Annotated in this window: 10 protein-coding genes; 6 read left to right on the forward strand and 4 right to left on the reverse strand. The window is 72.3% G+C overall.

Going from position 1 to position 11,485, the window contains the following annotated elements; all coding sequences use genetic code 11:
* Positions 1-120: 120 nt before the first annotated feature.
* From ACFRKB_RS36710 to ACFRKB_RS36720, 3 genes are all read left to right on the forward strand, one after another.
* Positions 121-1,581 carry an NCS2 family permease gene (locus ACFRKB_RS36710; RefSeq protein WP_383110948.1) on the forward strand — a complete coding sequence of 487 codons (1,461 nt, stop codon included), beginning with the start codon at positions 121-123 and terminating at the stop codon, positions 1,579-1,581.
* A 79-nt stretch (positions 1,582-1,660) separates the two neighbouring features.
* Positions 1,661-2,815 (forward strand): XdhC family protein, encoded by a 1,155-nt coding sequence (locus ACFRKB_RS36715; RefSeq protein ID WP_383110949.1) that lies wholly within the window; start codon positions 1,661-1,663, stop codon positions 2,813-2,815.
* Between the two features lie 306 nt (positions 2,816-3,121).
* Complete coding sequence (locus tag ACFRKB_RS36720; RefSeq protein ID WP_383110950.1) at positions 3,122-3,568, forward strand: RNHCP domain-containing protein; 447 nt, start codon at positions 3,122-3,124, stop codon at positions 3,566-3,568.
* Positions 3,569-3,644: 76 nt separating this feature from the next.
* Here ACFRKB_RS36720 and ACFRKB_RS36725 read toward each other — a convergent pair whose 3' ends face one another.
* The 3 genes from ACFRKB_RS36725 to ACFRKB_RS36735 all read right to left on the reverse strand — a co-directional run bounded on the left by ACFRKB_RS36725 (position 3,645) and on the right by ACFRKB_RS36735 (position 6,881).
* Entirely contained in the window at positions 3,645-4,670 is a 1,026-nt protein-coding gene (locus ACFRKB_RS36725) for a LacI family DNA-binding transcriptional regulator (protein ID WP_383110951.1), read from the reverse strand.
* A 67-nt stretch (positions 4,671-4,737) separates the two neighbouring features.
* Positions 4,738-4,932: a triose-phosphate isomerase gene (locus ACFRKB_RS36730; RefSeq protein ID WP_383110952.1), complete on the reverse strand. Its 195-nt coding sequence runs from the start codon at positions 4,930-4,932 to the stop codon at positions 4,738-4,740.
* Positions 4,932-6,881: a dihydroxyacetone kinase family protein gene (locus ACFRKB_RS36735; protein WP_383110953.1), complete on the reverse strand. Its 1,950-nt coding sequence runs from the start codon at positions 6,879-6,881 to the stop codon at positions 4,932-4,934. Before ACFRKB_RS36735 ends, ACFRKB_RS36730 begins: the two co-directional genes overlap by 1 nt.
* A 173-nt stretch (positions 6,882-7,054) precedes the next feature.
* On the opposite strand from ACFRKB_RS36735, the gene ACFRKB_RS36740 reads away from it, so the two are divergent.
* Positions 7,055-7,789 carry a GntR family transcriptional regulator gene (locus tag ACFRKB_RS36740; RefSeq protein ID WP_383110954.1) on the forward strand — a complete coding sequence of 245 codons (735 nt, stop codon included), beginning with the start codon at positions 7,055-7,057 and terminating at the stop codon, positions 7,787-7,789.
* Positions 7,790-7,832: 43 nt separating this feature from the next.
* Here ACFRKB_RS36740 and ACFRKB_RS36745 read toward each other — a convergent pair whose 3' ends face one another.
* Entirely contained in the window at positions 7,833-9,062 is a 1,230-nt protein-coding gene (locus ACFRKB_RS36745; RefSeq protein ID WP_383110955.1) for a lactonase family protein, read from the reverse strand.
* Positions 9,063-9,165: 103 nt separating this feature from the next.
* Here ACFRKB_RS36745 and ACFRKB_RS36750 point away from each other — a divergent pair, with 103 nt between their 5' ends.
* A complete protein-coding gene (locus tag ACFRKB_RS36750; protein ID WP_383110956.1) occupies positions 9,166-10,440 on the forward strand; it encodes a VWA domain-containing protein in 1,275 nt (424 codons plus the stop codon).
* Positions 10,440-11,312 (forward strand): hypothetical protein, encoded by an 873-nt coding sequence (locus tag ACFRKB_RS36755; protein WP_383110957.1) that lies wholly within the window; start codon positions 10,440-10,442, stop codon positions 11,310-11,312. The genes ACFRKB_RS36750 and ACFRKB_RS36755 overlap by 1 nt, the downstream gene beginning before the upstream one ends.
* Positions 11,313-11,485: the final 173 nt, after the last annotated feature.

Consider the following 11,485-nt stretch of genomic DNA (forward strand, 5'->3'; position numbering starts at 1 on the left):
CCGTCGATTCGTCTCGGGCCGTCCCCCGGGTCGTGCAGCCCACGCACCATCCCAAAACCCGCGGTCCCCGTCCCTTCTCGCGGGTGCGGGTGCCCCTTTGAACCTTGGGAGCAGGCATACATGACCCATTCGTCAGTGGAGCCGAGGACCACCGCCGAGGACGCCGGCACCGGCTCACGTCCCCCGGCCGGCAGGTCCTGGCTCGACCGGTACTTCCACATATCCCTTCGCGGCTCGACCGTCGCGCGCGAACTGCGCGGCGGTGTCACGACCTTCATGGCCATGGCGTACATCCTGCTGCTCAACCCGCTGATCCTGTCCGGCGAGGACGTCGCCGGTGACACCCTCGGTCAGAAGGCCCTGATCACCGCGACCGCCTTCGCCGCCGCCCTGACCACTCTGCTGATGGGCTTCGTGGGAAAGGTGCCCCTCGCGCTCGCCGCCGGACTCTCCGTCTCCGGTGTGGTGGCCGGCCAGGTCGTGCCCGTGATGACGTGGCCGCAGGCCATGGGCATGTGCGTGATGTACGGAGTGGTGATCTGCCTGCTGGTGATCACCGGCCTACGGGAAATGATCATGAACGCCATCCCGCTCGCGCTCAAGCACGCGATCACCATGGGCATCGGCATGTTCATCGCGCTGATCGGGCTGGTGAAAGCGGGCTTCGTACACGCCTCACAGGGAGGCGGCCCGGTCACCCTCGGTCCCAGCGGGGAACTCGCCGGCTGGCCCGTCCTGATCTTCTGCGTCACGCTGCTGCTGATCTTCATGCTCCAGGCCCGCGACGTGCCCGGCGCCATCCTGATCGGCATCGTCATCGGCACGCTCATCGCCGTCGTCCTCAACGCCGCCGGCGGCATCAGCCCCAAGGCATGGAACAGCGGTCCGCCGGAGCTGACCGGCAGCGCCGTCTCCATGCCCGACTTCTCGCTCTTCGGGAAGGCCGAGTTCGGCGGCTGGGGACAGGTCGGCGCGATGACCGTCGGCATGATCGTCTTCACCCTCGTACTCGCGGGCTTCTTCGACGCGATGGCCACCATCATCGGCGTCGGTACGGAAGCGAAGCTCGCCGACGACAAGGGCCGGATGCCGGGCCTGTCCAAGGCGCTGTTCATCGACGGCGCGGGCGGTGCCATCGGCGGGGTGGCGGGCGGCTCGGGCCAGACCGTCTTCGTCGAGTCCGCGACGGGCGTCGGCGAGGGAGCGCGTACCGGCTTCGCCTCCGTCATCACCGGCCTCCTCTTCGCGGCCTGTCTCTTCTTCACCCCCCTCACACAGATCGTCCCGGGCGAGGTCGCGGCGGCGGCCCTGGTCGTCATCGGCGCGATGATGACGCAGAACGCCCGGCATGTGGACTGGGGCGACCGCGCCGTCGCCATCCCGGTCTTCCTGACCGTCGTGCTGATGCCGTTCACGTACTCCATCACCGCCGGGGTCGCGGCGGGCGTCATCTCGTACGTCGCCATCCGGATCGCCCAGGGCAGGGCCCGCGAGATCGGGGCCTTCATGTGGGGCCTCACCGTGATCTTCGTGGTCTTCTACGCGCTCCACCCGATCGAATCCTGGCTGGGCGTCTCCTGACCCGGCTTCCCCGGACCCGGCCGCAACCACCGCGCAGCCGACCACCCTGCACCCGACCACCCGACCTGAGGAGACCGAGATGCTGGACATCGCCGAAGAGCTGAACCGGTGGGTCGAGCAGGGACGTGACTTCGCCGTCGCCACCGTCGTGGCGGTCACCGGCAGCGCGCCCCGCCGGCCGGGAGCCGCGCTCGCCGTCGACAGCGCGGGCACGGCGATCGGCTCGGTCTCCGGCGGCTGTGTGGAGGGGGCCGTGTACGAGCTGTGCCAACAGGCCCTCCAGGACGGCGTCACCGTCCTGGAGCGGTTCGGCTACAGCGACGAGGACGCCTTCGCCGTGGGTCTGACCTGCGGCGGGGTCATCGACATCCTGGTGACGCCGGTACGGTCCGACACCGCCGGAAGTGCCCTGCGGGCGGTCGTCGCGGCGGCGCTGGCCACCGCGGTCCGAGGGGAGGCGGCCGCGCTCGCGCGGATCACCGAAGGACCGGACACCCTCCGGGGCCGCGCCCTGCTGGTGCGCCCCGACGGATCGTACGAAGGCGGCCTCGGCGGCCATCCGCAACTGGACCGTACGGCGGCGGCCGAGGCCCGCGCCCTGCTGGACGCGGGCCGTACCGGCACGGTCGTGCTGGGGGAGCGGGGATCCCGGTGCGAGCAGCCGCTGACACTCCTCGTCGAGTCGAGCGTGCCGCCCCCGCGCATGATCGTCTTCGGTGCCGTCGACTTCGCCGCCGCGCTGGCGCGCGCCGGCGCGTTCCTCGGCTACCACGTGACCGTCTGCGACGCGCGCCCCGTCTTCGCGACCCGCGACCGCTTCCCGGACGCCGACGAGATCGTGGTCGACTGGCCGCACCGCTATCTGGCGTCGACGGCGGTCGACAGCCGTACGGTGCTCTGCGTACTCACCCATGACGCCAAGTTCGATGTGCCCCTGCTGGAACTGGCCCTCCGGCTTCCCGTCGCCTTCGTCGGCGCGATGGGCTCCCGTCGTACCCACGAGGACCGCGACAGACGGCTGCGCGAGATCGGTGTCACCGAGCGCGAACTCGCCCTGCTGCACTCGCCGATAGGACTTGACCTCGGGGCCCGTACGCCGGAGGAGACCGCGCTGTCGATCGTTGCGGAGATCGTCGCCGTCCGGCGGGGCGGCAGCGGTGTCCCGCTGACGGGCGCGCACACCCCGATCCACCACGACCTGCCGAGGACGCGGGCGATCGGTTCGGTCGCCTGAGATCCCCGTCGGCCGCCCGGACCTCCGGATGTCCGATTAATCGGTTGCCGCGGGCGCCCGGCGGCCTGTTTCATCGAGGCGGCGCTCACCGGGAGCACCGTGCGAAGTTCAAAGGGTGGTGTTGTATGCCTGTGGCCGGTCGGAACCGTTCTCGTGACCGAGGCAGTTCTCTCTCCGTGATGTCTCCGCGGCACCGCCGCTGACACGCACGGCCGACAGGCATCGCCTGACCGGAGCGAACTCCCTTGGTACGAGACGGCGTTCATCCCCGACCGTCCGAGCAACACACCAGGAGTCGTTCTCACGATGTCCCGCAACAAGTCCAGACACACTACCGGGCACACTTCAGGGCACACCTCCGGGCACACCCCCGGATACGCGTCCCGGGCCACGTCCGGACGCGCGCGCTCCGAAGCGCGCGCGGAGTCCTTCCGCTGTCTCCACTGCGGTCTCGACGTACCGATGACCGCGGCCGGCACCAGCCACCGCAACCACTGCCCGAACTGCCTGTGGAGCCGTCACCTCGACGACACCCCGGGCGATCGGGCCGCCGACTGCGGCGCCCGGATGGAGCCGGTCGCCATCTCCGTACGCGGGGACGGCGAATGGGTACTCGTCCACCGCTGCGTCCACTGCGACGTACTGCACGCCAACCGCACGGCGGGCGACGACAACGTCCTGCCCCTCACCCGGCTCGCCGTACGCCCGCTGGCCCAGCCACCGTTCCCCCTGGAACGGCTCGGCTCGCTCTGAGCGCGCACGGTCGGCCGTTCCGTGCCGTGTCCCCGACGGGATACGGCACGGAACGGCGCCGTCGCGTCAGGCCGGCTCACCCCGAGGCGCGTCGCACCAGTTCCGTGCGCAGGACCACGTGCTGCCAGGCCGCCGAGGAGTCGTTGATCGTCTCCAGCAGTACCCGGGCCATCGTGCGCCCCATCTCCTCCACCGGCTGGCGCACCGAGGTGAGTTGAGGGTCGGTGTGGCGGGCGAGGGGGGAGTCGTCGAAGCCGACCACCGCCACATCCTCCGGGACCCGGCGGCCCGCCGCGCGCAGGGTGTGCAGGGCGCCCACCGCCATCAGGTCCGAGGCGGCGAAGACCGCGTCGAGATCCGGATGGAGGCGGAGCAGTTCCGTCATCGCGCGGCGTCCGCTCTCCTCGGTGAAGTCGCCGTGCGCGGTCCAGGAGGGGGCGGGGCCGGGGGCGTGTTCACGTACCGCTTCCTCGTAGCCGCGCAGGCGGCACTGCGCCACATACATGTCCAGCGGGCCGGTGATGGTGGCGATCGCCCGGCGGCCCGACGAGGACAGATGGCGTACGGCGGCCCGCGCGCCGCCCACGTTGTCGGAGTCGACGTACGAGACCGATTCGTCCCCGGATCTGCGACCGCTGAGGACCGTCGGCATCTCCATCTCGGCCAGCAGATCGGGCAGTGGGTCGCTGCCGTGGACGGAGACCAGGAGGACGCCGTCGATCCGGCGGGCGCGGGCGTACTGGAGGAAGCGGTCGCGCTCCTGCTCCGTACGGACGAGGGTGAGCAGGAGCTGGAGACCGGTGTCGGCGAGACCGTCGCCCACGCCGTGGACGATCTCCGAGAAGTACGGCTCGGCGAAGAAGCGTTTCTCGGTCTCGGGGATCACCAGGGCCACGGCGTCGGTACGGCTGCCCGCCAGGGCGCGGGCGGCCCGGTTGGGTATGTAGCCGAGCTGGTCGATGGCCTGCTCGACCAGATGTCGCGTGGTGTCCTTCACCCGGGGCGAGTTGTTGATGACGCGGGAGACCGTGCCCCGGCCGACGCCCGCGAGCGCGGCGACCTCTTCCAGGGTGGGCTGGCCCGTACGGCCCTTCGTGACCATCTGCGACCTCCAGTCCGGGCCCGGACCGTCGGCGGGAACACCGGGAACCGGGCGAGTGGTGCCGCTCTCACGCTACGCCCCGCGACTGCGCTGCCGCCGCCGCGCGTCGCGCCGTCTCCGGCAGCATGCGGAAACCGTCCGCGTCCCAGGCGGCGGAGTCGGCGAACAGGCCGTCCACGTACGGCACTTCGAGCAGACCAGCGGCGTTCCGTACCGTGACCGAGCCACCGCACAGCACGGCCGTGACCCTGCCTCCCGGCATCAGTGTTTCTCCTCCGGCGAGTCGGGGGAGTCGGGGGAGGCGGAGATGCCAGGGGTGAGCGCGGCGACGATCAGGGCGAACGAGACGGCCCCCGGGTCGGGCGAGCCGAGGCCCCGGACCCCATGGGTACGGGCCCGGCCCAGGCGCGCGGAGATCATGGCCGTCGCCTCGGCGGCCTCGCCCGCGGCCCGCGCGGCCTGCGCCCACGCGGCGGCGAACCCGACCGTGGGCAGGGCCGCCTCCAGCCGGTCGGCGAACGGTACGGCGGCGTCCACCAGCGTCTTGTCGCCGGGCCTCGCTCCGCCGATCCGCAGCACCGCGTCCACGGCGGCCCGTACGGCACGTGTCAGCTGGGCGCCGTCGTCGGCGGCGTCGCGCCCGCCCGTACGGCTGTCGCGCCTCGCCGTACCGTTGCCACGTCCTCCCGTACCGGCGTGGAGTCCGGCTGCACCGCTGCCACCTCCGGCCGTACGGCTGCCACGTCCGCCCGTACCGCCGTGGCGCCGGGCCACACCGGCGTAGTGTCCGCCCACACCGCCGCCGCCTCCGCCCCTACCTCCGTCGTGGTCGCCGAGCACCGCGCCGAACGACGTCAGTGCCGCGCCCCACAGCGCGCCCGAGGTGCCGCCGGCCCGTTCCGACCAGGCCGCTCCGGCGTGCGCCAGCACCGTGCCGGCCCCCGCGCCGAGGGCGACCGCCTCCCGTGCGGCAGCCGCGGCGGCCTCGGCCCCGCGCCGCATTCCGATGCCGTGGTCGCCGTCGCCCGCCACGGCGTCGAGGTCCCCGAGCCGTGTCTCATGGGCCACCACGGTGTCGCGCACCGTCAGCAGGGCCTCGGCCAGCCGCGCCCCGAGGGCCCGCGAGACCGGGCCGCCCGGTACGACCGGTGGCATCCGGTGCGTGGTGGTCAGATCGTCGGTACGCGGCGGCCGGGGGGCCATGGCGCCTCGGCGGAAGGCGGGCGCTGCGGCCGGAGCCGTCCACAGCGCTTCCAGTTCCTCGTCCAGGAACGTGACGGTGAGGGAGAGGCCGGCCATCCCGAGGCTGGTGATCTGCTCGCCGACCACCGGCGCGACGACGGCCAGGCCCTCGGCGGCCAGCCGCTCGGCCACGCGGCGGTACACGACGTACAGCTCCTCGTACTTGGTCGCGCCCAGGCCGTTGAGCAGCAGCGCCACCCGGCCGGATCCGCCCACACCGGCGGCTGCCACCGCGCGCTCCACCAGGATCCTGTCCACCAGGAGGTCGGCGGCCCGGTCGGCGGTGGGCAGGGGGAGTTCCGCGATACCGGGCTCGCCGTGGATACCGAGGCCGACGCTCATCCGCCCGGCGGGGACGGTGAACAGCGGCCGGTCCGCGCCCGGCAGGGAGCAGCCGCCGAAGGCGAGGCCGAGCGAGCGGGTGGCGGCGTTGGCCCTGCGGCCGGCGCGTACGGTCGCGTCGATACCGAGACCGGCCTCGGCCGCCGCGCCGAGGATCCTCAGTACGGAGAAGTCGCCCGCGATGCCCCGGCGCGGCGCGGTGTCATCGGCAGGTCCTGACGCGATGTCGTCGGTGACCGCGAGGGTCCTGGCGTCCATGCCCTCCGCACGGAGCTGTTCGGCCGCGCGCCCGAAGTGCAGGACGTCTCCCGCGTAGTTGCCGAAGCCGAGGATCACCCCGCCGCCGTTGTCGGCGGCCCGTGCCACCGAGCAGATCTGCGAGGCGGAGGGGGAGGCGAAGACCTGGCCGCAGGCCGCGCCGTGCGCGAAGCCGGGCCCGACCCAGCCGGCGAACGCGGGATAGTGGCCGGTGCCGCCGCCGATGACGACGGCCACCTGGCCCGGCGGGGTGGCCGAGGCGCGGACGACGCCGCCGTGCACCGTACGGATCTCCTCGGCGTGGGCGGCGGCGAACCCGGCCAGGGCCTCGTCGGCGAAGGCGCGCGGGTCGTTCGTCAGCACGGTCATGACCGGACCTCCTCGGTCCAGTTCTGCGCGGTGTGGGACATCGTCGTCTCCGGGTCTGTCAGAAGTGGCCGGGACCGGATTTTGGATCATAGGCCCTATAGGATCTATTTGATGGGAGACGCCACCCGACGATCTCACCCGGCCGGCCTGTGACGCAGAGGATGGCGCGCGAAATGAACAGGAACGAGAACAGTGCTGTGGTCGCCCCGGCCGTCGGGCGCAAGCCGGTAGTGCCTCGCCGGGCCCTCCGCGACGGTGTGTACGACGCGATCCTGGAGAGGCTGCTCGACGGCTCGACCCCGCCCGGGAGTTCGCTCGGTATCGACTCCCTCGCCCGGGAGCTGGAGGTGTCGCCGACCCCGGTGCGCGAGGCGCTCGTCCAGCTCGAACACACCGGTCTGATCTCGCGGGTGGCGCTGAAGGGCTACCGCGTCGCCCCGCCGCTCTCTCCCGAACAGCTCGCGGAGCTGTTCGACATGCGCACGATCCTGGAGACCGCGGCGGTGGAGCGCGCGGTGTCCCGGGCCGGCGGCCTGGTGCCCGAGTTGCGGGCCGCGCACGCGCGGCATGTGCTCCGCGCCCATGGCGTACGGACGTTGCGGGGCGCCGACGGCCGGCCGGCCGGCTTCTCCGATCTGCGCGAGTACTACGCGGCGGACTGGGAGTTCCACCTCACGATCATCCGGGCCTCCGGCAACCGCTTCCTGCTCGAAACCGCCGAGTCCCTGAGCGTGCGTGTGCACCGGCTGCGGCAGGCCGCCGACCATGGCACGACGGATATCGAGCGGGCCGTGGACGAACACGCCGCGATCCTCGCCGCGTTCGAGTCCGGCGACCCCGAGCGCCCGCTCGTCGCCATGCGCGAGCATCTGGCCGCGGCGTCGCGGCGCGCTTCCGCCGACGGCTGATGCTTTACCTGGCTCGCGTACAGCTCGCGTAATGTAGGAGGACCTAGAGCGGAAGTACGCAGACAGCCACCGGCGACCGGAACGGCGCTCCCGCCGACCGTAGTTCGCCGCTGTCCGGGTCGACATGGAAGACCGTCACCGAGTTCGACCGCTGATTGGCGGCGAACAGCAGGTCCCCGGCGGGGGAGAGGGCGAGCTGCCGGGGGAAGTCGCCGCCGACCGGCACGGTGGCCAGCAGCCGCAGCCTCGCGCCGGACGCCTCGACGGCGTACCGCGTCAGACTGTTGTGACCGCGGTTGGCGAGATAGGCGAAGGCCCCGTCGCCGGTGACCACCAGTTGGGCCGGGAAGTTGCCGCCCGCCTGCCCCGCGCCGGTGGACTGCGGTTCGCCGGGGGTGAGTTCACCGGTCGCGGGGTCGTACGCGCAGACGACGACAGTGTTGTCCAGCTCATTGGCCAGATAGGCGAACGCGCCCGACGGATGGAAGGTGAGATGGCGGGGCCCCGCGCCGGGGCGCAGCCGCGCGTACGAGACCTGGGCCAGTGTCCCGGCCGAGGTGTCGAGGCGGTACGTATAGACGGTGTCGTTGCCCAGATCGACGGCGAGTACATGGCCACCGTCCGGCGTGGTGAGGATCTGGTGGGCGTGCGGCCCCTGCTGTCCGGGGCCCGGCGGTGGCGCGGAGTGCGTGACCAGGTCCGTACGTTCGCCCAGCGCACCCGAGGCCCCGATGGGATGTACGGCGACGCTGCCGGAGGTGTAGTTGGCGCTCAGCAGCCAGCGCCCGCCGGGGTGCACCGACAGATGGGTGGGCCCCGCGCCGCCCGTGGAGCGCGTACCCAGCACGGTCGGGCTCCCGCCGCCGGCCCCGGGCAGGGCGATCGCCGTGACGCCGCCGTCCTGCTGCTCATTGACGGTGTAGAGCGTGGTGCCGTCCGGATGGACGGCGAGATACGAGGGGTTCTCGACGCCGGTGACCGTACCGGCGCCCGAGATCACGCCCGTCACCGTGTCGTACGTCGCCAGGCCGACGCCGGTGCCGCCGCCTTCGGCCGAGGTGTACGTCCCGAGGAACAGCGGCCGGGCGGCGGCACGCGGCCGTGTGGAGGCGGGGACGGGGGCGGGGGCGGCGAACGGAGCGGGCGCCGCCGTGACGACCGAGGCGGCGGCGAGCGCGCCCACGCCCAGGAAGCGGCGGCGGTTCGGACGGCGCGGATCCGGTCCGCCGGCGGACCCGGTGAATCCCTTGGACGGTTCGGCTTTCCCGTGCATGACGTCACCTCGGGGGGTCGGCAAGAACGCTGTCGGTCAGGAGTCCTGATGGACCGTCAGTTCTTGTTTGGTTCCGTGGGGGAATCCTCACTATCATCCGGCGATGATCATAAGTAAATGGCCGGCAGCCGCCGTGTGCGGTCTGGTGGCCACCCTGGCCGTAGGGCTCTTCCCTCCCGCCGCTGCCGCCGCCGACGAACCTACCGGGAAACCGGCCCCGAAGGTCGATCTGGTCCTCGATGTCAGCGGCTCGATGCGGACCCGCGACATCGACGGCCAGTCCCGGATGGCGGCGGCGAAACAAGCGTTCAACGAGGTGCTCGACGCGGTTCCGCAGGAAGTGGAGCTGGGTATCCGCACCCTCGGGGCCGACTACCCCGGCAAGGACACCAAGGTCGGCTGCAAGGACACCAAGCAGCTCTACCCGGTGGGGCCGCTGGACCGCACCGAGGCCAAGACCGCGGTCGCCACACTCGCCCCCACCGGCTGGACACCCATCGGCCCCGCGCTCCTCGGCGCGGCCGACGATCTGGAGGGTGACGGCGACGCCACCCGTCGCATCGTCCTCATCACCGACGGCGAGGACACCTGCGCTCCGCTCGACCCCTGCGAGGTCGCGCGTGAGATCGCGGCCAAGGGCATCCATCTCACCATCGACACCCTGGGTCTCGTCCCCGACGAGAAGACCCGCCGGCAGCTGACCTGTATCGCCGAGGCCACCGGCGGCACCTTCACCTCCGTCCAGCACACCGATGAACTCTCGCGCCGCGTCACGCAGTTGGTGGACCGCGCCGCCGACCCCGTCGTCACCCCGGTGGCCACCGAGGGCGCCGCGCGCTGCGCCGACGCCCCGCGGATCAAGCCCGGCCTCTACAGCGACCGCGAGAAGTTCTCCGAGCACCGCTGGTACCGCGTGGACGTGCTGCCCGGCCAGGAACTGCGCGCCTCCGTCAGCGTCGCCGCCGACCGCGCCGTCAACCAGGACTACGGCGTGCTGCTGCGCGCCGTGACCGTACACGGCAGGGAGATCGTCCGCGGCTCGGAAGCCGGCGACGGACGCACCGACGTGATCTCGTCGGGGCTGCGCTACCCGAAGCCGCCGCTCGACAACGAGGACGAGCTGAAGCCGGCCGCCGAGACGGTCTGTCTCCAGGTCAGCAACGCCTTCTCCGCACCCGCCTCCGTGCAGACCACCCCCGGCCTGCCGGTCGAGCTGACCGTCGATCTGGTCGACTCGCCCGACCGGCCGTCCGACCTCGCCGCGTTCGGTCTCGGCCGCGGCTGGTGGCTGCTCGGCACCCTGGCCCTCACCGGGCTGGTCGCCGGAGTGCTGTGGGGCTGGCTCTCGCGCCTGCGTCTCGTATGGAGGAGCAACTGATGCGTATCACCGGTATGTTCACGGGTTCCCTGCTGGCCGGTGTGCTGCTTCTCGGTACGGCGGGCAGCGCCGTCGCCGACGAGACCCCGACGCCCACCGGCAGCTCGTCCGACGGCTCCGACGGTGCTGACACCGCCGAGGCGCCGACCGAGGCGGGCACGTCGTTCCGTACGGCCACCGCGTTCCGGCCGGGCCAGCGGGCCACGGCGGACGGCTCCTCGGGCGACTACCTGTACTGGGTGTTCCCCGCGGACGCCGGGCAGCGCCCGACCGTCACCGCCAAGGTCACGCTCCCCGAATCCGCCGCGGCCAGGAAGGGCGCCACCACCTGGCAGGTGGACGTCTACGACGGACTGCGCCGCCGTCAGCCGTGCATGTACGGCGCCCAGACCAAGGCGCTCGCGGCCGACGCGCGCACGGTCGAGCTGCGCTGCACGCTGCGTACCGTACGGGCCTGGGCCGAGCCGTGGTCCAACGATCCGCTGCCGGGGAGCTACTACGTACGGCTGACCGTCCTGAACGCTCAGGAGGTGGACCTCGGGCTGCCGGTACGGGCGGAGATCGAGGCCGCCACGCCGGACAAGGGCGGGGCCTCGGCGGTCGGCGGTCGGCTGACCGTCCCGCTGACCCCGGGCCGTACCACCGTCTCGGCGGCCGATGACGGAGACGGGACCGGGACCGGCAGCGATGTGGGTGACGGGGCGCGGCTGGCCGCCTCCGGCGTCGAGCCCGAGGGCGGCTGGTCCTCCGGCTGGTGGACGGACCGCTGGATCTGGACCGTGGCGGGCGGTGTGCTCGGCGCGCTCGCGGGCATCGCCGGCTACACCCTCGCGCGCCCGTCCCGCCGGCCGGTGGGGCCGAACGGCGTCTGAAACCCACGCCTGAAACACGAGGCGCTCACGGTATGAGCGGACGGCGGCCCGGGGAGACCCGGGCCGCCCGCCCCCGAACCGGCCCACCCGCCCCCCGGGGTGAAAAACCCCCCCGCGGTGCCACCGAAAAAATGAGCAAGAAAACTGACAAAAAAATCCGCGGCCCAACAAGC

It is taken from the genome of Streptomyces scopuliridis (assembly GCF_042790125.1).
GTDB lineage: Bacteria > Actinomycetota > Actinomycetes > Streptomycetales > Streptomycetaceae > Streptomyces > Streptomyces scopuliridis_A.